At 66.0% G+C, this 23936-nt stretch carries 19 protein-coding genes; 15 read left to right on the top strand and 4 right to left on the bottom strand.

Features of this window, described 5'->3' with window-relative positions; genetic code table 11:
- Nucleotides 1-2: 2 nt before the first annotated feature.
- Nucleotides 3-1544, bottom strand: coding sequence for a hypothetical protein (locus tag ACQP0C_RS19415; protein WP_433734290.1), 1542 nt, complete (start codon nt 1542-1544; stop codon nt 3-5).
- Nucleotides 1545-1661: 117 nt separating this feature from the next.
- Between ACQP0C_RS19415 and ACQP0C_RS19410 the strand changes: the two genes are divergently transcribed.
- The 15 genes from ACQP0C_RS19410 to nuoN all read left to right on the top strand — a co-directional run bounded on the left by ACQP0C_RS19410 (nt 1662) and on the right by nuoN (nt 18420).
- Nucleotides 1662-2072, top strand: coding sequence for an Rv3143 family two-component system response regulator (locus ACQP0C_RS19410; protein WP_433685031.1), 411 nt, complete (start codon nt 1662-1664; stop codon nt 2070-2072).
- Nucleotides 2073-2492: 420 nt separating this feature from the next.
- Nucleotides 2493-2861 (top strand): NADH-quinone oxidoreductase subunit A, encoded by a 369-nt coding sequence (locus tag ACQP0C_RS19405; protein WP_433685701.1) that lies wholly within the window; start codon nt 2493-2495, stop codon nt 2859-2861.
- A gap of 78 nt (nt 2862-2939) precedes the next feature.
- Nucleotides 2940-3494 (top strand): NuoB/complex I 20 kDa subunit family protein, encoded by a 555-nt coding sequence (locus ACQP0C_RS19400; protein ID WP_354956693.1) that lies wholly within the window; start codon nt 2940-2942, stop codon nt 3492-3494.
- The gene (locus ACQP0C_RS19395) at nt 3491-4261 is read left to right on the top strand and encodes an NADH-quinone oxidoreductase subunit C (protein WP_433734289.1); all 771 of its coding nucleotides are present in this window, start codon (nt 3491-3493) and stop codon (nt 4259-4261) included. Before ACQP0C_RS19400 ends, ACQP0C_RS19395 begins: the two co-directional genes overlap by 4 nt.
- Nucleotides 4262-4269: 8 nt before the next feature.
- Nucleotides 4270-5619: an NADH-quinone oxidoreductase subunit D gene (locus ACQP0C_RS19390; RefSeq protein WP_433734593.1), complete on the top strand. Its 1350-nt coding sequence runs from the start codon at nt 4270-4272 to the stop codon at nt 5617-5619.
- Complete coding sequence (nuoE, locus tag ACQP0C_RS19385) at nt 5616-6323, top strand: NADH-quinone oxidoreductase subunit NuoE (RefSeq protein WP_433734288.1); 708 nt, start codon at nt 5616-5618, stop codon at nt 6321-6323. Before ACQP0C_RS19390 ends, nuoE begins: the two co-directional genes overlap by 4 nt.
- Complete coding sequence (gene nuoF / locus ACQP0C_RS19380; RefSeq protein ID WP_433734287.1) at nt 6323-7636, top strand: NADH-quinone oxidoreductase subunit NuoF; 1314 nt, start codon at nt 6323-6325, stop codon at nt 7634-7636. Before nuoE ends, nuoF begins: the two co-directional genes overlap by 1 nt.
- Nucleotides 7633-10161, top strand: coding sequence for an NADH-quinone oxidoreductase subunit G (locus ACQP0C_RS19375; RefSeq protein ID WP_433734286.1), 2529 nt, complete (start codon nt 7633-7635; stop codon nt 10159-10161). The genes nuoF and ACQP0C_RS19375 overlap by 4 nt, the downstream gene beginning before the upstream one ends.
- Entirely contained in the window at nt 10154-11986 is a 1833-nt protein-coding gene (gene nuoH, locus ACQP0C_RS19370) for an NADH-quinone oxidoreductase subunit NuoH (RefSeq protein WP_433734285.1), read from the top strand. Before ACQP0C_RS19375 ends, nuoH begins: the two co-directional genes overlap by 8 nt.
- Nucleotides 11983-12885 (top strand): NADH-quinone oxidoreductase subunit J, encoded by a 903-nt coding sequence (locus ACQP0C_RS19365; protein ID WP_433734284.1) that lies wholly within the window; start codon nt 11983-11985, stop codon nt 12883-12885. The genes nuoH and ACQP0C_RS19365 overlap by 4 nt, the downstream gene beginning before the upstream one ends.
- Complete coding sequence (gene nuoK / locus ACQP0C_RS19360) at nt 12882-13181, top strand: NADH-quinone oxidoreductase subunit NuoK (protein ID WP_062982135.1); 300 nt, start codon at nt 12882-12884, stop codon at nt 13179-13181. The genes ACQP0C_RS19365 and nuoK overlap by 4 nt, the downstream gene beginning before the upstream one ends.
- A gap of 1 nt (nt 13182) precedes the next feature.
- Nucleotides 13183-15069, top strand: a complete 1887-nt coding sequence (gene nuoL, locus ACQP0C_RS19355) for an NADH-quinone oxidoreductase subunit L (protein ID WP_433734283.1) — start codon at nt 13183-13185, stop codon at nt 15067-15069.
- Nucleotides 15066-15188: a hypothetical protein gene (locus tag ACQP0C_RS19350; protein ID WP_433734282.1), complete on the top strand. Its 123-nt coding sequence runs from the start codon at nt 15066-15068 to the stop codon at nt 15186-15188. The genes nuoL and ACQP0C_RS19350 overlap by 4 nt, the downstream gene beginning before the upstream one ends.
- On the top strand, nt 15185-16813 hold the full coding sequence (locus ACQP0C_RS19345) for an NADH-quinone oxidoreductase subunit M (protein ID WP_433734281.1): 1629 nt from the start codon (nt 15185-15187) through the stop codon (nt 16811-16813). The genes ACQP0C_RS19350 and ACQP0C_RS19345 overlap by 4 nt, the downstream gene beginning before the upstream one ends.
- Nucleotides 16810-18420: an NADH-quinone oxidoreductase subunit NuoN gene (gene nuoN / locus ACQP0C_RS19340; protein WP_433734280.1), complete on the top strand. Its 1611-nt coding sequence runs from the start codon at nt 16810-16812 to the stop codon at nt 18418-18420. The genes ACQP0C_RS19345 and nuoN overlap by 4 nt, the downstream gene beginning before the upstream one ends.
- 89 nt (nt 18421-18509) lie before the next feature.
- Here nuoN and ileS read toward each other — a convergent pair whose 3' ends face one another.
- The 3 genes from ileS to ACQP0C_RS19325 form a co-directional block, all read right to left on the bottom strand.
- The gene (gene ileS, locus ACQP0C_RS19335) at nt 18510-21656 is read right to left on the bottom strand and encodes an isoleucine--tRNA ligase (protein ID WP_433734279.1); all 3147 of its coding nucleotides are present in this window, start codon (nt 21654-21656) and stop codon (nt 18510-18512) included.
- Between the two features lie 307 nt (nt 21657-21963).
- Entirely contained in the window at nt 21964-22908 is a 945-nt protein-coding gene (locus ACQP0C_RS19330) for a serine/threonine-protein kinase (RefSeq protein ID WP_433734278.1), read from the bottom strand.
- 99 nt (nt 22909-23007) lie between these two features.
- On the bottom strand, nt 23008-23838 hold the full coding sequence (locus tag ACQP0C_RS19325; RefSeq protein WP_433734277.1) for an alpha/beta fold hydrolase: 831 nt from the start codon (nt 23836-23838) through the stop codon (nt 23008-23010).
- Between the last annotated feature and the right edge of the window lie 98 nt (nt 23839-23936).

Raw genomic sequence — 23936 nt, 5'->3', positions numbered from 1 at the left:
GTTCAGATCTTCTTGTTCGTCGCCCACAACCACCATTGCCTGGTCGAGCGCAGCGGCCCCATGCGTTGACAGAATCCCAGCGCCGCAAGATCGTCCGCGATCTCCTGCGCCGCGATCTGCAAGCCGAGGAAGGTATCCACCCCCGGAAACGGACCACCCAGCGTCGCGCTACCAGATGCATAGATGCGTCCGCTGCCACTTCGCGTGCCGATCAATTCGAAGGTGGTCGCCACATCCATCCGCCCCACCGGATTACGTCCGGCCCCAGCGTGATCCAGCAGATCCGCCAACAAGCGATGCTCGCGCACATCGGCCTCCAACCCGGTGCAGTCGATGATGTAATCCGCGGCGGTATCGAAGGGCTGGGTCGGCGGCGCAAACGGCAGCGGCGCGGTCGGATCCGGCACGATGGTCGTGATCACCCCACCCCGGCCGGGCGCGGGCCGCAGATCGCGCGCCGTGCCCGCCATCACCTGGTACCAGCCCTGCTTGCGCCCACGCCGCAACTGCTCCTGCCAACCGTCGCGGATGGGCGTGCTGGTGCCACCCATCTCCTGGTAGGCCCGCGCGCGCTGTTCTCCTTGCAGTGTGCGCATTTTCGCCTTGAGCTGCCCGCCCCACACCGACTTCGGATAGTTGAATCCCTGATAGGACCAGCCGTCACCGGACCTGCGGCGGTTGAAGAGGTTCTTCCCCTGCGTCTTGCCCACATAGTTGCGGAACAGGTGCAGGATCCGAGTATCGAGTTGAAGCTGGTCGCGATCGTCGATGATCCGCTGCAGCACTCGGCTGGCAACGATTCCGCTACCGCGAATCATCACCGTGCACGGCCTGCGCTGCAGGGCCTGGTAGACGTGCTCATGCGGTTCGTAGGCATTGACCACCCGCGTCGGATCGCGATACTTCGCCCGGTATTCCTGCAGATCGGGCAGCAACTTCAGTCCCGGATACCCAACGGCCACATGGGCATAGGTACTGCGGAACGCGATCCGCTTGGTCGGTGTCGCACCGGCAGGCGGGGTGAGGATGGTGAAGTATCCACCGCCGTACCGCTTGCGCACCATGCGTACCTGCCCTTTGTGCAACGATCCGGCATACCCGATTCGATGGAACTCGCGCTCCATCGAAACGAACGCTTGCCCGGCCCTTGGTGTGTAGTAATTGGCGAAGATCGGCTCGGTGAACACATTCCACAGCGGCCGGATCGTTTTCTCCGCCAACGCCTCGCGCACCGCATAGGACGGAAACCCCCAGATATTGTCCGGCGTCGACGCCGAATCACTGCGCAACCGCTCCTCGCGCGGAATCTGCGACACCCGGGTCAGATACTCATACGACGACCAGGGCACCTCCTGCGGCCCGAGCACCGCCATCGATGCCGCCGCGACGCCGTAGATCCGCAGGGTGTCATAGGTGACGAAGGACCCGATACCGCTGCCGATCGTCACGAACGGAACATCCACCACCGGAATCCCCGCCCGGCCCACCATCTCATCGGTCCACACGTCGGTTTCGACGAGTTCCCGGGTGATATCTCCCCGCATTTTCGGGATGCTACCGGCCGGAACTCGGCAGTGGCTTTCGATTGCCTTGCTCGACGCGCACCACCGATCTGCACCAACCTGCCACGCCGCGTCCCCTCGCGGACGTACCATCCCTGCGTGGCCGACGCGAATCGTTCCACCCCGCTGCGGGTTCTCGTCTACAGCAACGACGCCGATACCCGGCGCCAAGTGATGCTGGCGCTGGGCAGACATCCGCACCCCGAATTTCCCACCTTCGAATACCTCGAGGTGGCGACCGCACCCGTGGTCATCGAGCAGATGGACGCGGGCGGTATCGACCTGGCCATCCTGGACGGGGAATCCGCCCCGGCGGGCGGGCTCGGCATCGCCAAACAGCTCAAGGACGAGATCGACCAGTGCCCACCGGTTCTGGTGCTGACCGGTCGCCCCGACGACGCCTGGCTCGCGAACTGGTCGCGCGCCGAGGCCGCGGTGTCGCATCCGATCGATCCGATCCGGCTCACCGAGGCCGTTGTCGCGGTGCTGCGCAATCGCACCGCGGCCTGACCGAATTTCGCTGGTAAGCCCGAGTAGACACACCATGCCCGCGTCTTCGGACGCGGGCACTCGAATGTCACGTGACGGGGCAATCACTGAGCGATCCCGCGGGCCGGATTACCCCCGATTCAGTCATAAATAGCAGTCCCGTTTTCGATCAAACACCTCATTCGAATGAACGGTCGACTCGTCGCGTCAGTTGTAGGCTGTGCCGTAGCTCACATGGGCGCGAGCCTCGATATGACAGACCCGCGCGGTGCGAGCAGGCCATGAGGCGAGTCTGACCGAGGCGGACAACGACGTCAGCCCGCCTCGGAAGCTGCCGTCATTCCGACGCCGACCAGCACACCTCCGGCGCCGTCGGGGGAAATGACGCCCAACCGCCAGCTACAGCTCGCAAGGAGGGGAAGTGCAGTCGTGAATATCGAGATGCCCACTCTGGTCCTCGGCGCGGTCGCCGCCGCGTTCGCGGTTTTCTCCATCATCCTCTCGGCCCTCGTCGGCCCGAAACGACGCAACCGGGCCAAACAGGAGGCCTACGAGTGCGGCATCGAACCGACACCGCACGCCGTCGCGGGCGGGCCGGGAAACGTTACCGGACAACGCTTTCCGGTGAAGTACTACCTCACCGCCATGCTGTTCATCATCTTCGACATCGAGATCGTGTTCCTCTACCCGTGGGCTGTCCACTTCGATGCGCTCGGTCTCTTCGGTCTCGCCGCGATGGCGCTGTTCATCTTCAACGTCTCCGTGGCCTACGCCTACGAATGGCGCCGCGGCGGCCTCAGCTGGGACTGATCGACCACATGGCCATGGCATACCGAGCAATACGCCCGCCAGCGACATACGCACAGTGGAAGTGAGAGTTAGTCGAATATGGGTCTCGAGGAAAAACTGCCCAGCGGCTTCCTGCTGAGCACGGTCGAAGATTTCGCCGGATACCTGCGCAAGGGCTCACTGTGGCCCGCCACCTTCGGTCTGGCCTGCTGCGCCATCGAGATGATGGCCACCGGTGCCGGACGTTTCGATATCGCCCGCTTCGGTATGGAGGCGTTCCGCGCCTCACCGCGGCAGGCTGATCTGATGATCGTCGCGGGCCGGGTCAGCCAGAAGATGGCACCGGTGCTGCGTCAGGTCTACGACCAGATGACCGAACCGAAATGGGTGCTGGCCATGGGCGTTTGCGCGTCCTCGGGTGGCATGTTCAACAACTACGCCATCGTGCAGGGCGTGGACCATGTGGTACCGGTCGACATCTACCTACCCGGCTGCCCGCCCCGCCCGGAAATGCTGTTGAACGCCATCCTGACCCTGCACGCGAAGATTCAGGAGATGCCGCTCGGCGTCAATCGCGAAGAGGCCATCCGCGCCGCCGAAGCGGCCGCACTGGCGTCCACGCCGACCATCCGGATGGAGGGTCTGCTGCGATGACCTTCGATACCCCCGACAACACCGAGACCAGGACACCGCAGGAGTTCATCGACGCCGCGGCCACCGCCGGTCCGGAAGGGACACCGCCGGAAGCGGATTCGCCACCGGCCGAGGTGATCGGTGTGCGGCGCGGCATGTTCGGCGTCAGCGGTACCGGCGACACCTCCGGGTACGGCCGCCTGGTCCGCCCGGTGACACTGCCCGGCAGCACCCCCGCGCCCTACGGCGGCTATTTCGACGAGATCGTCGGTGAACTCCACGCCGCCCTCGGCGCGGTCGATACCCGTTGGGAAAGCGCCATCGAGAAGGTGATCGTCTTTCGCGGCGAACTCACCCTGCACGTGCGCCGCGAACACCTCGTCACCGTCGCCACGGCATTGCGTGACACCGGCGCACTGCGTTTCGAGCTGTGCCTCGGCGTGAACGGCGTGCACTATCCCGAGGACGCCGGCCGCGAATTGCACGCGGTGTATCACCTCATGTCCATCACGCACAACCGGCGCCTGCGCATCGAGGTCTCCGCACCGGACGCCGACCCGCATATCCCGTCGCTGTTCGGCGTGTATCCGACCACCGACTGGCACGAGCGGGAAACCTACGACTTCTTCGGCATCCTCTTCGACGGCCACCCCTCGCTGACACGCATCGCGATGCCCGACGACTGGCGTGGCCACCCCCAGCGCAAGGACTACCCGCTCGGCGGGATCCCGGTCGAGTACAAGGGCGCGCGCATTCCGCCGCCCGACGAGCGGAGGGCGTACAAGTAATGAACGACATCGACACCCGGCCCGGCGTCAACAACGACACCGGGCCCGAACCCGCTGGCAAGCCGAAGTCGGAAGCGACCGTGGTGACGGTGGCCGGCCAGGACTGGGACGCGGTCACCGAAACCCTCGACGGCGCGGGCGAAGAACGCATCGTCGTCAATATGGGCCCACAGCATCCCTCCACACACGGCGTGCTCCGGCTGATCCTCGAGATCGAGGGCGAAACGGTCACCGAGGCCCGCTGCGGCATCGGCTACCTGCACACCGGCATCGAGAAGAATCTCGAATTCCGCAACTGGGCGCAGGGCACCACCTTCGTGACGCGGATGGATTACCTCTCGCCCTTCTTCAACGAGACGGCGTACTGCCTCGGCGTCGAACGGCTGCTCGATATCGAGGATCAGATTCCCGAGCGCGCCACCATCGTTCGCGTCATGCTCATGGAACTCAATCGGATCTCCTCACATCTGGTGGCGCTGGCGACCGGTGGCATGGAGTTGGGCGCGCTCACCCCGATGCTGTTCGGTTTCCGGGAACGCGAACTGATCCTCGACGTCTTCGAGACCATCACCGGCCTGCGCATGAACCACGCCTACATTCGGCCCGGCGGCCTGGCCCAGGACCTGCCCGATGACGGCGTCACCAAAGTCCGTGAGCTGCTTGCTCTTTTGCCCAAGCGGCTGCGCGATATGGACCATCTGCTCACCCAGAACCCGATCTGGAAGGCGCGCACCCAGAATATCGGCTACCTGGATCTCACCGGCTGCATGGCGCTCGGCATCACCGGTCCGGTGCTGCGCTCCACCGGTCTGCCGCACGATCTACGCAAGGCCGCACCGTACTGCGGTTACGAGAACTACGAATTCGACGTTCCCACCACCACCGGCTGTGACTGCTACGGCCGCTACTGGATTCGGGTGGCGGAGATGAAGGAATCGCTCAAGATCGTCGAGCAGTGCCTGGACAAACTGCGGCCCGGCCCGGTGATGGTGGACGACAAGAAGATCGCCTGGCCCGCCGACCTGCAGTTGGGCCCGGACGGACTCGGCAACTCCCCCGAGCACATCGGCCGCATCATGGGCACATCCATGGAGGGACTCATCCACCACTTCAAACTCGTCACCGAGGGCATCCGGGTTCCGGCGGGACAGGTGTATGTGGCCGTCGAATCCCCACGTGGTGAACTCGGCGTGCATATGGTCAGCGACGGCGGCACCCGCCCGTATCGCGTGCACTATCGCGACCCCTCGTTCACGAATCTGCAAGCGGTGGCGGCGATGTGCGAGGGCGGTATGGTCGCCGACGTCATCGCCTCCGTCGCCAGCATCGACCCGGTCATGGGCGGAGTAGACCGATGACAGAGATCCTGCTGAAGCTTTCCACCCGGCCGCAGCCGTTCGCACCGTATGTGCGCGAACGGCTGGAGGTCGATGCGAAAGAGATCATCGCCCGCTATCCGGAGCCGCGCTCTGCACTGTTGCCGTTGCTGCATCTGGTGCAGGCCGAGGAGGGCTGCGTCACCGGCACCGGCATCGAATTCTGTGCCGATCAGCTGGGCTTGACCGGCGCGGAGGTCACCGCGGTGGCCACCTTCTACTCGATGTACCGGCGCACCCCCACCGGCGACTACCACGTCGGTGTCTGCACCAACACCCTCTGCGCGGTGATGGGCGGCGACGCCATTCTCGATACGCTGCGGCAACACCTCGGTATCGGGCACGGCGAGACCACCCCTGACGGGGCGATCACCCTAGAGCACATCGAGTGCAACGCCGCATGCGATTTCGCGCCGGTGGTCATGGTCAACTGGGAGTTCTTCGATAACCAGACCCCGGAATCGGCTGCCGCACTGGTGGATTCGCTGCGCAGGGGCGAACAGGTGACGCCGACGCGTGGCGCGCCGCTGTGCACGTTCAAGCAGACCGCGCGCATTCTGGCCGGATTCCCGGACGAACGCCCGGGTGTCCTCGACGGCGCGGCGGGCGAGGCGACGCTGGCCGGGCTGCGGATCGCGCGGGAACAGAATATGCAAGCGCCGGAACCGAATTCGGAGGATGTGTGATGACACTGACTCCCGTACTCACCCGGTACTGGGATGACCCACAGTCGTGGACCATCGAGCACTACCGCAGCCACGACGGCTATCAGGCACTGCGCAAAGCCCTGCGCATGCAACCCGATCAGATCATCCAGACCGTCAAGGACGCGGGCCTGCGCGGCCGCGGCGGCGCGGGGTTCCCGACCGGTATGAAGTGGAGCTTCATCCCGCAGGGGACGGGACCGGATGGCGTCACCAAACCGCACTACCTGGTGGTCAATGCCGACGAGTCGGAACCCGGTACCTGCAAGGACATTCCGCTCATGCTGGCCACGCCGCATACCCTCATCGAGGGCGTGATCATCGCGGCCTATGCGATTCGGGCGGCGCATGCGTTCATTTACGTGCGCGGCGAGGTGGTTCCGGTGCTGCGCCGACTGCAGGCCGCGGTCGGGCAGGCGTATGCGGCCGGATTCCTCGGCAAGAACATTCTCGGCTCGGGCTATGACCTGGAACTGATCGTGCACGCCGGAGCCGGCGCCTATATCTGTGGTGAGGAAACGGCGCTGCTGGATTCGCTCGAGGGTCGGCGCGGCCAGCCCCGGCTGCGCCCGCCGTTCCCGGCCGTCGCGGGCCTGTACGCCTGCCCGACGGTGGTCAACAATGTGGAATCCATTGCCAGCGTGCCGCCGATCATCCTCAACGGCACTACCTGGTTCCGGTCCATGGGCAGCGAGAAGTCCCCTGGTTTCACGCTGTACTCGCTGTCGGGCCATGTCGCCCGGCCGGGCCAATACGAAGCGCCACTGGGCATTACGCTGCGCGAACTGCTCGACTACGCCGGTGGCGTGCGCGCCGGACATCAGGTGAAGTTCTGGACGCCGGGCGGTTCGTCGACACCGCTGTTCACCGATGAACACCTCGACGTGCCCCTGGACTACGAGGGCGTCGCCGGTGCCGGTTCCATGTTGGGCACCAAGGCATTACAGATCTTCGACGACACCACCTGCGTGGTGCGCGCGGTGCTGCGCTGGACCGAGTTCTACGCCCACGAATCCTGCGGCAAATGCACTCCCTGTCGCGAGGGCACGTACTGGCTCGTCCAACTGCTCACCCGGATAGAGGCGGGCCGGGGCACCGCATCGGATATCGAGAAGCTCCTCGATATCAGCGACACCATCAACGGCAAGTCGTTCTGCGCACTCGGCGACGGCGCGGCCAGTCCGATCATCTCCTCGTTGAAGTACTTCCGCCAGGAATACCTCGACCATCTGCGGCTCGACGGCTGCCCGTTCGATCCCGCGCGATCCACCGCCTGGGCCGAAGGAGTCAAATGAGTACAGCATCGCGTAGCGATTCCGTGGGCGGCGGCGGTCGGGTCGCGGGTGGGCCAGCCACCGTGAACACCAACACCAGTGGGCTGGTTGCGGCCGATCTGGTCACCGTCACCATCGACGACACCGAGGTCAGCGTGCCCGCGGGCACGCTGCTGATCCGGGCCGCCGAACTCATCGGCATCCAGATCCCGCGCTTCTGCGACCATCCGCTGCTCGACCCGGTCGGCGCGTGCCGGCAGTGCCTGGTCGAGGTCGAGGGTCAGCGCAAGCCGGTCGCCTCCTGCACGATGGCCGTCGCCGACGGCATGGTCGTGCGCACCCAGCTGACCTCACCCGCCGCCGATAAGGCGCAGGAGGGGGTGATGGAGCTGCTGCTCATCAACCATCCCCTCGACTGCCCGGTCTGCGATAAGGGCGGCGAATGTCCGCTGCAGAACCAGGCGATGTCCAGCGGTCGGCCCGAGACCCGGTTCGACGGCGTGAAGCGCACCTACCCCAAGCCGATTCCGCTCTCGACCGCGGTGCTGCTGGACCGGGAACGCTGTGTGCTGTGCGCCCGCTGCACCCGCTTCTCCCAGCAGGTCGCCGGGGATCCGTTCATCGAACTGATGGACCGCGGCGCGCTCGAGCAGGTCGGCACCGCACAGGCCGAACCGTTCGACTCCTACTTCTCCGGCAATACCGTGCAGATCTGCCCGGTCGGCGCGCTCACCGGCACCAGCTACCGGTTCCGGGCCCGCCCATTCGACCTGGTCTCGAGCCCGAGCGTCTGCGAGCACTGCGCATCGGGTTGCGCACAGCGCACCGACCACCGTCGGGGAAAGGTGTTGCGCCGCTTGGCCGGTGACGATCCGCAGGTCAACGAGGAGTGGAACTGCGATAAGGGCCGGTGGGCCTTCACCTACGCGACCGAACGCGACCGGCTGACCACACCGCTGGTGCGCGGCTGGGACGGCAAACTCGCCCCCGCATCCTGGTCCGAGGCGCTGGCCGCGGCCGCGGAGGGGCTGGCATCGGCCTTCGGCAACGCGGGCGTCCTGGTCGGCGGTCGCGTCACCGAGGAAGACGCCTACGCCTACGCCAAATTCGCTCGAATCGCCCTCGGCACCAATGACATCGACTTCCGCACCCGGGCGCATTCGGTGGAGGAGGCCGACTTCCTGGCGGCCCGGGTGGCCGGACAGGGCGTCACCGTCGACTACGACGCGCTGGAGAACGCGCCGGTCGTGCTGCTCGCCGGACTCGAGCCGGAGGAGGAGTCGCCGATCATCTATCTGCGGCTGCGCAAGGCGGCGCGCAAGCGCGGCATGCCGATCTTCTCCCTCGCCGCTTACTCCTCGCGCGGTCTGGAGCGGATGTCGGGCACCCTGCTGCAGGCCGTGCCCGGCACCGAGCCGCATCTGCTCGATGCCCTGCACACCGGTGAGATCGCAACGGACTCAGCCGCTTTGGCGACGGCTGCGCTGCTGCTGCGTCAGCCCGGCGCGGTGGTCCTTGTCGGTGAGCGAATGGCCGGAATTCCGGGTGCGTTGTCGGCCGCGGTCCGCCTCGCCGACGAGACCGGGGCCGCGCTGGCCTGGGTGCCGCGACGGGCCGGCGAGCGCGGTGCGATCGAGGCGGGCGCATTGCCCGGACTGCTGCCCGGTGGCCGCCCCGTGGTGGATCCCCGTGCGCGCCAACAGGTTCGCACGATCTGGAATGTCGCGGACCTGCCGGTCACCGTCGGTCGCGACACCGCCGCCATCCTGGAGGCCGCCCCCGCCTTGGGCGCGCTCATCGTCGGCGGGGTCGAGATCGCCGATATGCCGGATCCGCAGGCCGCGCTCGATGCCATCGACGCCGCCCGCTTCGTGGTCAGCCTGGAGTTGCGGCGCAGTGCCGTCACCGAGCGCGCCGATGTCGTCTTCCCGGTGGCCTCGGCGATGCAGAAGTCCGGCACCTTCCGCACCTGGGAGGGCAGGCCGCGGCAATTCGATGCCGCACTCGGTGATTCGATGGTGCGCCGCGAACCCGCACCGCTGTCGGATCAACGGGTGCTGCATGCCATCGCGGACGAAATGAAAGTGGCACTCGGACTCCCCGATACCGCCGCCGTGCGTGCCGAACTCGCCGAACTCGGCGCCTGGGACGGCCCGCCGGTCGCCGCGCCCGCCTATCGGCCACATCCGGTGCCCCAGACGGGTCCGGGCATCGCCATCCTGTCCGGCTGGCGGATGCTGCTGGATCAGGGGCGCATGCAGGACGGCGAGCCGAATCTTGCGGGCGTCGCGCGGCCGCCGGTCGTGCGCCTGTCCCCCGCCACCGCCGCCGAGATCGGTGCGGCCGACGATGACCAGATCGTCATCGCCACCGACCGCGGCGCCGTCACGCTGCCGCTGCTGATCACCGATCTGCCCGATCGCGTGGCATGGCTGCCGTTGAACTCGCCGGGCTGCTCGGTCAACGAACAGCTCGCCACCCAGCCGGGCGGTGTGGTGCAGCTGCATCGCGCCGACGAGAGGATGAAGGAACACCGCCATGAGTGATCTCTCTCTTTTCGGCCACGATCCGCTGTGGCTCGTCATCGGGAAGTCCCTGGCGATCTTCGCCTTCCTGCTGCTCACGCCGATGATGGCGGTGTATCTGGAACGCAAGATCGTGGCGTGGATGCAGATGCGCGTCGGCCCGAACCGGGTCGGTCCCAAAGGCACGCTGCAGGCCGTCGCCGACGGCGTGAAGATGGCGTTGAAGGAAGATATCGTTCCGACGATCGTCGATAAGCCGATTTTTATTCTGGCGCCGGTGATTTCGGTGGTGCCCGCATTCATGGCATTCGCGGTCATCCCGTTGGGGCCGGAGGTCTCGATCCTCGGTCATCGCACGGCATTGCAGCTCACCGATCTGCCGGTGGCGGTGCTCTATATCCTCGCCATCACCTCGATCGGCGTGTACGGCATCGTACTGGCGGGCTGGTCGTCCGGTTCGACGTATCCGCTGCTGGGCGGGTTGCGTTCGACTGCGCAGGTGATCTCCTATGAGATCGCGATGGCGCTGTGTTTCGCGACGGTATTCCTGCTCGGCGGCACCATGGCCACCTCCGGCATCGTCAAGGCGCAGGAGGGTACCTGGTATGTCTTCCTGCTGCTGCCGTCGTTTCTGATCTACTGCGTATCGATGGTCGGCGAGACCAACCGTGCCCCGTTCGACCTGCCCGAGGCCGAGGGCGAACTGGTCGGCGGCTTCCACACCGAGTACTCCTCGCTCAAATTCGCCATGTTCATGATGGCCGAATACATCAATATGGCAACGGTTTCCGCCCTCGCCACCACGCTGTTCCTCGGCGGCTGGCACGCGCCGTTCCCGATCAATCTGTGGGACGGCGCGAATTCCGGTTGGTGGCCGGTGCTGTGGTTCACGGCGAAGATGTGGACGTTCTTGTTCGTCTTCATCTGGTTGCGCGGTACGCTGCCCCGCCTGCGCTACGACCAGTTCATGAATCTCGGCTGGAAGCTGCTGATTCCGACCTCGCTGCTGTGGGTCATGCTGGTCGCCACGGCCCGGGTGCTGCAGAACGAGGGCTACAAAGTCCAGACGCCGTTCCTGGTGATCGGCGGGCTGATCATCTCCGCGCTGATGGTGCTGATGTTCCTGCGGGCCGGGCGCAGGCAGGGGGTGCCGCCGACGGCCGAGGAACCCAGCCGGGAGGAGTTGGGCGCCGCGGGCACGGTGTTCCTCGGCTTCCCGACGCCACCGCTGCCGGATCCCGCGACGCGGCGTCCGGAACCGAAGCCCGGTCTGTTCGAACCGCTGGCCGGATTCGCGGTCACCCTGCTCACCATGTTCAAAAAGGCCAATACCGAGTCCTATCCGGAACAGAAGGTGCCGACCGCGCCGCGCTACCACGGCCGCCATCAGCTCAATCGGTATCCCGATGGTCTGGAGAAGTGCATCGGCTGCGAGTTGTGTGCGTGGGCCTGTCCTGCCGACGCGATCTATGTGGAGGGCGCGGACAACACCGAGACCGCTCGCTTTTCGCCCGGTGAACGCTATGGGCAGGTCTACCAGATCAACTATCTGCGCTGCATCGGCTGTGGATTGTGCATCGAGGCGTGCCCGACCCGGGCGCTGACCATGACCAACGACTACGAGATGACCGATGACAACCGCGCCGATCTGATCTACGAGAAGGACCGGCTGCTGGCCCCGCTGCAGCCCGGTATGACCGCGCCGCCGCATGCGATGTATCCCGGCACGACGGAGGGTGATTACTACCGCGGCAATATTCCGGGCGGTGAAAGCGGTTCGGACACACCGGATTCCGGCACCACCAGGGAGCCCGCCACGGCGGGCGCGGAAGGAGGCACACGGTGACCGAATTCATCCTTGCCGCCCGAACACTAGCGGCGGAGCCACTGACCCACACCTCCACCGGTGAGGCCGTTCAGTTCTGGATCCTCGGCCCGCTCGCGGTGATCGGGGCACTCGGCATGGTGTTCGCGGGTAAGGCCGTCCATTCCGCGATCTGCCTGGCGGCCACCATGATCGTGCTCGCCACGTTCTACATGGCCCAGGACGCGCTGTTCCTGGGTGTCGTGCAGATCGTCGTCTATACCGGCGCGGTCATGATGCTGTTCCTGTTCGTGCTCATGCTGGTCGGCGTCGACTCCCCGGAATCGCTCGGGGAAACGCTGCGCGGACAGCGGCTCGCGGCCGGCACCGTCGGCCTCGGCTTCGGGCTGCTGTTGATCAGCGGTATCGCGAACGGCATTCGCAACTCCGGAATAACCTATCCGGCAAAGGGTTTCGCATACCAGGATGTGATCGCACAGCTCGCCGAGCTGATCTTCGTCCGGTACGTGTGGGCCTTCGAACTCACCGGCGCGTTGCTGATCACCGCGACCATCGGCGCGATGATCCTCGCGCACCGGGAGAACTTCGGACCCCGCCTGGATCAGAAGGAACTCTCGCGCCGCCGGTTCCGCAGTGCCTACGACCCCAACCGCCCCTCGGATCGGGCCACCCCACTGCCCACGCCGGGTGTGTACGCCAGACACAACGCGGTCGATATTCCGGCGCGGCTGCCGGACGGCTCGTTCGAGGAACTGTCGGTCAGCACGATTCTGCGGCACCGCCGCACCAGGGCGCTCGAGGAGGCCGCCGTCATCTCGGTCGGCGTCACACCGACATTCGCTGGCGAAGCCCCCTACGAACCCGAAAATCCCACGGACGTCGACGATTCGACGCAGGCTGACGAGGAAGGCAAGCGGTGAATCCTGAGAACTACCTGTTCCTGTCCGCCCTGCTGTTCACCATCGGCGCGGCCGGTGTGCTGCTGCGGCGCAACGCCATTGTGGTGTTCATGTGCATCGAGCTGATGCTCAATGCGGTGAACCTCGCCTTCGTGACCTTCGCCCGGCTGCATTCGAATCTGGACGGCCAGGTGTTCGCGTTCTTCACCATGGTGGTGGCCGCGGCCGAAGTCGTGGTCGGGCTCGCCATCATCATGACCATCTTCCGCACCCGCCGTTCGACCTCGGTCGACGACGCCAACCTGCTGAAGTTCTGACGTGGATACCGCAACGCTCTGGGTGCTGCCCGCATTGCCGCTGGCCGGTGCCGTCGTACTGCTGCTGCTCGGACGCTACAGCGACAAGTGGGGTCATCTGCTCGGCTGCGCGACCGCGCTGGCCTCGTTCGGCTTCGCCGTCGTCGCGTTCTTCGATATGCGCGGCCGCGACGACGCCGCCCGCGCGATCCACAACGATCTGTTCAGCTGGGTCCCGGTCGACGGACTGCAGGTGGACTTCAGCCTCCAATTGGACCAGCTGTCAGTATGTTTCGCACTGCTGATCACCGGGGTCGGATCGCTGATCCACATCTACTCCATCGGCTATATGGCCCACGATCCGGGACGACGGCGCTTTTTCGCCTACCTCAATCTGTTCCTCGCGGCCATGCTGCTGCTGGTGCTCGCGAACAACTACCTGGTGCTCTACCTCGGCTGGGAGGGCGTCGGCCTGGCGTCCTACCTGCTGATCGGATTCTGGTACCACAAGCCGACCGCGGCGACCGCGGCCAAGAAGGCATTCGTGGTCAACCGGGTCGGTGACATGGGACTGGCCCTTGCGATGTTCACCATGTTCGCAACCTTCGGCTCGATCGACTTCGGTGCGGTATTCGCAACCGCACCGCGGGCGAGCGAGGGCACGCTGACCGCCATCGGGTTGCTGCTGCTGCTCGCCGCCTGCGGTAAGTCCGCGCAGGTGCCGCTGCAGTCCTGGCTCGGCGACGCCATGGAGGGTCCGACCCCGGTCTCCGCGCTCATCCACGCGGCCACCATGGTGACCGCGGGTGTGTACCTGATCGCGCGCTCCGGGCCGATCTTCGATCTCGCGCCCGATGCGCGGCTCGGGGTGGTGCTGGTCGGTGCGGTGACGCTGCTGTTCGGCGCGATCGTCGGTTGCGCGAAGGACGACATCAAGAAGGCGCTCGCGGCATCCACCATGAGCCAGATCGGTTACATGGTGCTGGCCGCCGGTCTCGGCCCGGCCGGATACGCCGTCGCCATCATGCATCTGCTCACCCACGGCTTCTTCAAGGCCGGGCTGTTCCTCGGGGCCGGCTCGGTGATGCACGCGATGGACGACGAGACCGATATGCGCCGCTACGGCGGACTGCGCACACTGCTGCCGATCACCTACGTGACCTTCGGACTCGGCTATCTGGCCATCATCGGTGTGCCGCCGTTCGCCGGATTCTTCTCCAAGGATCGGATCATCGAGGCGGCGTTCAACCAAGGCGGCGCAAGCGGTTTCGCCTTGGGAACGGTGACCTTGGTCGGTGCGGGGCTGACCGCGTTCTACATGACGCGGGTGATGATGATGACCTTCTTCGGCGAACGCCGCTGGAAGCCAGATACCCATCCGCACGAGTCGCCGGCGGTGATGACCGGGCCGATGATTCTGCTCGCCATCGGATCGGTCGCCGCGGGTGGGGTTTTCGTCCTCGGGTCGTCGCTGCAGAACTGGCTCGAACCGGTTGTCGGGGCACATCACGGCGAGGAGGTCGTGCCCGCGGGTGTGGTCACTGTGCTCGCCCTGCTGGTGGTCGCGGTCGGCATCGGCTTCGCCTACTACCAGTTCGCGCAGCGCGAAGTGCCCGAGACCGCGCCGGAAGCCGTATCGGCGCTGACGATCGCGGCCCGCAAGGACCTCTACGGCGACGCGTTCAATGAAGGCGTATTCATGCGCCCGGGTGCGTATCTGACCCGGTCGCTGGTCTTCCTCGACAATCGCGGCATCGACGGCATCGTCAATGGAACCGCCGCGCTGATCGGCGGATTGTCCGCGCGGATCCGGCGAGTGCAGTCCGGATTCGTACGGTCCTACGCCCTGTCCATGTTCACCGGCGCGGCCCTGGTCGCGGCAGCACTTTTGGCGGTGAGGCTCTGGTGAGTTATCCCCGGTTGATCACGCGGTCGCGTCCGGCTGCGGCGGTGCTCGTACCCGATGTGTCCATGTTCACCGGCGCGGCCCTGGTGGCCGCGGCCCTGCTGGCAGTGAGGCTCTGGTGAGTGACTTTCCCTGGTTGACCACGCTGTGGGTATTGCCGGTCGCCGGCGCGGTGGCGGTGCTGCTGCTGCCCGCGTCCCGGCGTACCCTCGCCCGCGGGCTGGCGTTCAGTGTCGCATTGGCGGTGCTGGTGCTCGGCATCGTGCTGGCCGTGCGCTTCGAACCCGGTGGGGCGCAATATCAATTCGTCGAATCCCATGAGTGGATTCCGGCCTTCGGCGCGGGCTATACGCTCGGCTTGGACGGAATCGCATTGGTGCTGATCCTGCTCACCGGGGCGCTGGTGCCACTGCTGATCCTGGCCGGTTGGAACGACGAACGCGAGGTCGGCAGCGGACGCCGGGTGTCGCACACCTATGTCGCGCTGACCCTGCTCGTCGAGGCGATGGTGCTGATTTCGTTCGTCTCGCTCGACATTCTGCTGTTCTACGTGTTCTTCGAGGCGATGCTCATCCCGATGTACTTCCTCATCGGCGGATTCGGGCCGCGCAGTGCGGATCTCGCGCATCGCCAACAGCGTTCGCGGGCGGCGGTGAAGTTCCTGCTGTACAACCTGTTCGGCGGTCTGATCATGTTGGCCGCGGTGATCGGGTTGTATGTGCTGACCGCGCGGCAGGGGCTCGGGTCCGGATCGTCGGGCACCTTCGACTTCCGCACGGTCGTCGCGGCGGCCAATGCCGGACAGCTCGGTGCGGGTCCGGCGGTGCTCAACGCGCTGTTCCTCGGGTTCATGTTCGCGTTCGCGGTGAAGGCGCCGCTGTGGCCGCTGCACACCTGGCTGCCGGATGCGGCGGTGGCGGCGACGCCATCGAGTGCGGTGCTGATGATGGCGGTGGTCGACAAGGTCGGCACCTTCGGCATGCTGCGGTACTGCCTGCTGCTGTTCCCAGATGCTTCGGGAACCTATGCGCCCCTGGTCGTTACGCTCGCCGTGATCGGCATCATCTACGGTGCGCTGTTGGCCATCGGGCAGACCGATGTGATGCGCCTGATCGCCTACACCTCGATCTCGCACTTCGGCTTCATCATCCTCGGTATCTTCGCGATGACCAGTCAGGGCCAGACCGGCGCCACGCTGTACATGGTCAACCACGGTATCTCGACCGCCGCGCTGTTCTTGATCGCGGGATTCCTGGTGTCGCGCAGGGGAACTCGCGCGATCGGCGCGTACGGCGGGGTACAGAAGGTGGCGCCGGTGCTCGCGGGCACCTTCATGATCGCCGGTCTCGCCACGCTGTCGCTGCCCGGTCTCGCGCCGTTCATCAGCGAATTCCTGGTGCTGTTGGGCACCTTCACCCGCTATGGGTTCGCGGCGGTGGTCGCGACCGCGGCGCTGGTGCTGGCCGCGCTGTATGTGCTGTGGATGTACCAGCGGATGATGACCGGTCCGGTCAAGGAGGGCAACGAGCGGCTCTACGATCTCCTCCCGCGCGAGCTGGCCGTGGTGGTGCCGTTGATCGCCGCGCTGCTGTTCCTCGGCGTCTACCCGAAACCGATGCTGGACTTCATCAACCCCGCGGTGGGCCGGACGCTCACCACCATCGGCGTCCACGATCCCGCGCCGAAGACGCCCGCGATCCCCGAAGCAGGACCCGCCGGGGCCGATCACGGAGGTGCCCACAAATGACAGTGCTGCTCGCGGCCAGCGTGCCCGCACCGAGCATAGAATACGCCAAGCTGTCACCGATGCTGATCGTCTTCGGTGCCGCGGTGATCGGGGTGCTCGTGGAGGCCTTCGCGCCGCGCCGCCACCGTTACGCCATCCAAGTGCCCCTCGGGCTGGCCGGATTGATTGCGGCGCTGGTGGCGGTAGCGCGGTTGTCGGGGACCAAGGCGACCGCGATGGTCGGTGCGGTCGCGATCGACGGCGTGACGCTGTACCTGCAGGGCACGATTCTGGTGGTGTCGATTCTGGCGCTGCTGTTCATGGCCGAGCGCGGTGCTGAGCCCCGGCCGCAGGGCCGCTCGGGACCGGGGACCTGGAGTCTGGCCGCGGCCACCGTCGGTAGCGGTGTGGACGCGTTCACCCCGCAGGCCTCCGCGGTTCCGGGAAGTGCGGGCGAAATGGCCGCGGTTCGTGCGGGTGTCGCGACCACCGAGGTGTTCCCGCTGGCGATGCTCGCGATCGGCGGCCTGCTGCTGTTCCCGGCGTCGAATGATCTGCTCACCATGTTCGTCGCGTTGGAGGTGCTGTCGCTGCCGCTGTATCTGCTGTGCGGGCTGGCGCGGCGCAGGCGCCTGCTCTCCCAGGAAGCGTCGCTGAAATACTTTCTGCTCGGGGCGTTTTCGTCCGCATTCTTCCTCTATGGAGTTGCGCTGCTGTACGGGCAGGCGGGAACCGTCAAGCTCGGTGGTATCGCCGAGGCGATAACGCAACATCCACAGAACACCATCCTGGCGCTGCTCGGTGTCGCGATGCTGGCGGTCGGCTTGTTGTTCAAGATCGGCGCGGTGCCGTTCCAGTCCTGGGTGCCGGATGTGTACCAGGGCGCGCCGACTGCGGTCACCGGATTCATGGCCGCCGCGACCAAGATCGCCGCCGTCGGCGCGCTGCTGCGGATCCTGCAGATCGCCGTCCCCGGTCTGCGTGAGGACTGGCGGCCGGTGCTCGCCGCGGTCGCCATCGCGACCATGGTCATCGGCGCGGTCATGGCCATTACCCAGACCGACGTCAAGCGCATGCTCGCCTACTCCTCGGTCGCGCACGCCGGTTTCATCCTCACCGGCCTGGTCGCGGCCAATGCGGCGGGCACTTCGGCCATCCTGTTCTACCTGCTGGCCTACGGGCTCGGCACGCTCGGCGCCTTCGCGGTCGTCAGCCTGGTCCGCGACGCCGCGGGCGATGAAGCCACCGCTATGTCGCAATGGGCTGGTCTCGGCCGCCGGTCCCCCTGGCTGGCAACGGTTTTCGCGCTCTTGCTGCTCTCGTTCGCCGGTCTGCCGCTGACCGGTGGTTTCGTCGCCAAGTTCGCGGTCTTCCAAGCCGCGGCCTCCGGTGATGCCACCTACCTGGTGATCATCGGTGTCATCTCCAGCGCGATCGCCGCCTTCTTCTACATTCGCGTCATCGTCCTGATGTTCTTCACCGATCCACCCGCCGACGCCCCCGCCGTCGCCGGCCCATTTCTGACCACTGCGGTGGTCGCCTTCACCGCGGGCGCCACGGTCCTGCTGGGCATCCTCCCCCAGATGCTCCTCGATTTGGCCGATCGCGCAGCGACTTTCGTTCGCTGAGTCCCGAACCACAACACCGCCGCACCTTCGTCGGTCCGGCGGTGTTGTGGCTCTCGAGAGACTCTCACGCAAGGTGCCGCGAGCGAACCTCAGCTCGTTCGGGTGAGGTGAACGGTGAGTTCGGCCGCGCCCGCGGTGCCGTGGTAACCGTCGGTGAGGTTGGTGACCAGGGTGATGTCGTCGGCGAGTGTTTCTCGGCCGATGAACGGCCGGTGTTGTCGCACCGCATCCAACACGTCGTCGGGGGCCGCGATGGTCAGTGTGATTCGGTCGGAGATATCCAGACCGGCGTCGCGGCGGGCTTGCTGGGCGACGCGGATGACATCGCGGGCGATTCCCTCGACGGCGAGTTCGGGGGTGATGTGGGTATCGAGGGCAATGGTGGTTCCGCGCTGGGTTTCGACGATCCAGCCGCTGCGCGGGGTTTCGGTGATCGACACGTCCGCGCCGGTGATCTCGAGTGGTTCGCCGTTGTCATCGATGGTGGCCGTGCCGTGTTCGCGCAGCTGCGCGACAAGGTTCGAGGCGTCGGCGGCTCGGATGGCGTCGGCGACGGCGGGGGTTTGTTTGCCGAAGCGTTGTCCGAGGGCACGGAAGTTCGGTTTCACCGCGACTTCGGTCAGGGAGCCGGTCGTATCGAGGACATCGATCGTTTTGACGTTCAGTTCATCGGCGATGACTTCGATCAGCTCCGGCGGGAGCTGGATGTGTGGCGGCAGGCCGAGAAATGCCCGAGCCAATGGTTGGCGGATGCGGATGCCGCTGGTTTTGCGGGCGGCGCGCCCGCCCTCGACGGCGGCGCGAGCGATCGCGACCTGTTCGGGCAGGGGGGCGTCTACCAGCGTGGTGTCGGCGATCGGCCAGTCGGTGAGGTGCACGGATTCGACGGCGTCGGGGTTGCCGGGGCGGATGACGGTCTGCCAGATCTCCTCGGTGATGAACGGCATGATCGGCGCCAGCAGCCGGGTCAGCACGTCCAGGCATTCGTAGAGGGTCGACAGTGCATCCTGTTCGCCGTCCCAGAAGCGCGAGCGGCTGCGGCGCACATACCAGTTGGACAGATCGTCGATGAATCCGCCCAGCAGCCGACCCGCGCCAGCGGTGTCGTAGCCGTCGAGTTTTTCGTCGACCGCGCTGGTGAGGGTGTGCAGTTCGCCGAGGATCCAGCGGTCGAGGATGGCGCGATCGGTTGTCGGACGGGCGGTATCGGGTCGCCAGTCGGTGTGGCTGGCGTAGAGAGTGAAGAAGGCCGCGGTGTTCCAATAGGTCAGCAGCACGCGCCGGGTGATGTCCTCCAGCGGGCCCGCGCCGACACGGCGTGGTGACCACGGCGAGCCGGAGCAGGCCATGAACCAGCGCAGCGCGTCGGCGCCGTGGGTGTCCATCAGCGGGATCGGGGCGAGGATATTGCCCAGATGCTTGCTCATCTTGCGACCGTCTTCGGCCATGATGTGCCCCAGGCACACCACATTTTCGTACGGGGAGCGGTCGAAGATCAGGGTGCCGATGGCCATGAGGGTGTAGAACCAGCCGCGGGTCTGGTCGATCGCCTCGCAGATATATTGCGCGGGAAAGCGTTTCGCGAATGCTTCGGCACTGCCGGCAGCGTACGGGTAGCCGAGGGAGGCGAATGGCATCGCGCCGGAGTCGTACCAGGCGTCGATCACTTCCGGCACCCGCGTCGCGGTCCGGCCGCAGTCGGGACAGGGGAAGGCGACGGCATCGATGTAGGGCCGGTGCGGATCCAGATCCGATAGATCACGTCCAGCGAGCTGCCCGAGTTCGGCGCGAGATCCGATCGCGGTGATATGCCCGGAGTCGCAGCGCCACAACGGCAATGGGGTTCCCCAATAGCGCGAGCGCGACAGGGCCCAGTCGATATTGTTGGCCAGCCAGTCGCCGAAACGCCCCTCCTTGATGTGGTCGGGGAACCAGGTGGTGCGTTCGTTCTCCCGTTGCATCGCGGTCCGGACGCTGGTGGTGCGGATGTACCACGACGGCTGTGCGTAATACATCAGCGGCGTGTGACACCGCCAGCAGTGCGGGTAGGAGTGCTCATACTGCTGGTGGTCGAGTAGCAGCCCGCGCTCGGAGAGGTCGTCGATGAGCACTTGGTCGGCGGCTTTGAAGAGCAGTCCCCCGACCAGCGCAACGGTAGGGAGGAATTTCCCGTCGGGGGCGATCGGGTTGACCACCGGCAGGTCGTTGGCCCGGCATACCGCCAGGTCGTCGGCCCCGAACGCGGGGGCCTGGTGCACCAGCCCGGTGCCGTCGGTGGTGCTCACGTAGTCGGCCACCACCACCCGGTGCGCGTTCGGGATCTCGACCAGATCGAACGGCCGCCGATAGCGCAGCCCGGCCAGCTCCCGGCCGGTGAACCGGGCCAGCGGCTCGGCGTGGTCCCCGAGCACCGCCGCGATCAGCAATTCGGCCACCACGAACACACCGGCGGGGGTGCGGGCCAGCACATAGGTGACGTCCGGGTGCACGGCGACGGCGGTGTTGGCGACCAGCGTCCACGGGGTCGTGGTCCAGATCAGCAGGTGCACATCGTCATATCCGGACAGTGGTTCGGTCAGCGGAAACCGCACGTACACCGAGGGATCGGTGACGGTCTCGTAGCCCTGGGCGACCTCGTGATCCGACAGCGCCGTACCGCAGCGCGGACAATACGGAGTCACCCGGAAGTCCTCGACCAGTCGGCCGTCACCGTGGATCTTCTGCAACGACCACCACACGCTGTCCACGTATTCCGGGGACATGGTCGTATAGGGGTTGTCCAGGTCGATCCAGTACCCCATCCGGCGGGTGAGCTGGGCGAATTCATCGACGTGCCGCAGCACCGACTCCCGGCAGCGCGCATTGAACACGTCGATGCCGATCTTCTCGATATCGGGTTTGCCCGACAGCTCGAGTTCCTTTTCCACGGCCAGTTCGACCGGCAGCCCGTGGCAGTCCCATCCGGCCTGCCGCGGCACCGAATACCCCTTCATCGTGCGATATCGCGGGAAGATGTCCTTGAAGACCCGGGCTTCGACGTGATGGGTGCCCGGGGAGCCGTTCGCCGTGGGCGGGCCCTCGTAGAAGATCCAGCCAGCTGCGTCTCGGGTGCGTTCGGTGCTGCGGCGGAACACATCTTCGGCGCGCCACCAGTCGATGATCCTGGCATCGACCTGTGGCAGGTCCACCCGCGTCGGCAACGCGGCAAACGGCGACGCCACAGCCTCGTCTGTCATCGAATCAGATCCCTCGCTACGTCAACCCGCATGAGAACAGCCTGCTCATGCGGGGACGAAATACCCTGGCGCCAGGGAACTCCGCGGTACCACCCCGCTTGCACCAGTCGATACGGTGCCACTTCGTTCGCCGCTGTGACGTGCGGCCGACGTCCGGTTCTACAGGGGGCGGACCCCGTTCTTCCGGAAGCTCCCCGGTGATGGCCGGATCAATGCTGCTGTCGCGACTGTAACAAGCGTTGTCGGCCGCACGCGAGATTTTTTCGGGCCCACGACCTTCGAACAGGTCGGCGCGCACGATATTCGCCTATCGCGGACCGGATTTCGCAGGTTCCTTTCGCCCGAATCTGGCGCTCAGGTGCGATCGGGTGAATGCGGTATTGAGGCGGTCGAGCAAGGGGGTGGGCGGGTCGATGCCCTGGAGCGCCTCGGTGAGCAATCGGATCGGTTCACTGCAGCAGGTGTAGCGGGCGCCGGGGTCTTTGTCGAGTGACCGGTGCAGGATCGCGTCGACCTCGGGCGGGATCCAGTGTTGGCGCGCGGAAATTTCGGGCGGCGGGTCGTGCAGTTGGGCCTCCGCGGTGGCCATGAGATTCCCGCGGGGGAACGGCGGGCGGCCGGTGAGCAGTTCGATGGCCGAGCAGGCCAGTGCGTACTGGTCCGTCGCTGGGCACACCGCGCCCGCCCGCAGCAGTTCCGGTGCGGCGAACGGCACCGAGACGACGACGAAACCGTTGGTGGCCAGCGGCGGTTCGGGCCGGTGCAGCCAGCGGGCCTGATCGAAGTCCGAAAGCTTCACCGGCGCGGCCGCATCCGTGCCGAGCAACACATTCGCCGGTTTGACGTCGAGATGGACCACATCGTTGGCGTGCACGAAATCCAGTCCTGCCGCGACATCGGTCAGCATGCGCAGCACCCACGGCAGGTCCGGGCGTCGATGTGGCATCCGTACCAATGTCGACCCGGTCGAGCCCGCCACGTACTCGTGCGCCGACCACAGCCTGCCGTCGGTTTCACCGTGTGTGTACATCCGCACGATATTGGGGTGCCGCAGTACCGACAGAATGTCGAACTCGTGCACGAATCGCGCACGCGCCTCGGGCGACCGGCTGTCCTCCGGCCCCAGAATCTTCAGCGATACCGGCCGCGACCGTTGCAGATCCTCGGCCAGATACACATCGCTGCTGCCGCCATGACCGAGCCGGGCCTGCACAACAAATCCAGCAAACTGGTCATTCGGCTCGAGTACCACGGCCTCACCATAGTTCGCCGACATCCGGCATCGACGGCGCAACCCTCCGCTGCTGGGAAGAGCTACTCCGCCGGTGAGTGCACCCGATGTGGTGCTGGCCTACGACGTCGCCGCGAGCACCTCACGGAGTCGAGTGGCGAATGCGACTGGATCCTCGACGAATCCGGTGTGTCCGCCCGGGAATATGGTCGGTGTGACGCCGATGGCCGTGCCGAGGGCGCGGGAGGCGCGGTCGCAGAGCTGATCGGTCGAATCGGCGCCGATGCCGATGATGATGCGAGCCGGAATTGATTGCAGCACATCACTGTTCGGCTCCCAGATGATGGTGCCGCGCAGCTCATGGTCGAACCAGTAGCGCTCGCTGGCGAGTTGTCGTGGCTCGCGCTCGCCGCCGAACATCTGCTGCAGCACCGGTTCCGGGATGTTGATATTGGCATTGGCCATGAACTTGCGCCATGCGCCGACCACATCGCCGGTGCGGTAGGTGGCGATCATGTCTTCGGTATTGGCGCGCACTCGATCGCGGTCGTCGAGCAGTTCGCCGAGCGGAGGTTCGTGGGCGATCACGGTGGTGACCAGGTCGGGCTGGGATTCGGCCAGAGCCAGCGCACTCACGGCGCCGCCGCTGGATCCGAAGACCACCGCCGGACCGATGCCGAGGTGGGCGATGAGCCGGGCGAGGTCGTCGGCGCGCAGCTGCGGGGTCGAGTCCTGCTCCGGATCGTCGAGCACACTGCCCTGATGCCCGCGCGGGTCGGTGGTGAGTACGGTGCGGTCGGTGGCGAGCAGTTCGGCCAGCGGAGCGAAGGCCGCCGCGTCCATCGGTGCGCCGACCAGCACGACCAGCGGTCCCGTACCGCGCACCTGGTAATGCAGCTGCGCGCCGGGCACGTCGAGGGTGTGTGCGGCGGCGGTCGAAGTCGGGGTCATCAAGATCTCCTCGAGCAGTAGTCATGGTTGTTCGTGAATATCGACCGCCCCACCACCCCGAACTAATCGGTCGCCCACCAACTTTCTTGCGCAACCGC

This window comes from Nocardia sp. CA-129566 (genome assembly GCF_050956075.1).
Lineage (GTDB): Bacteria > Actinomycetota > Actinomycetes > Mycobacteriales > Mycobacteriaceae > Nocardia.
This window is presented reverse-complemented; position numbering and strand designations above follow the sequence as displayed.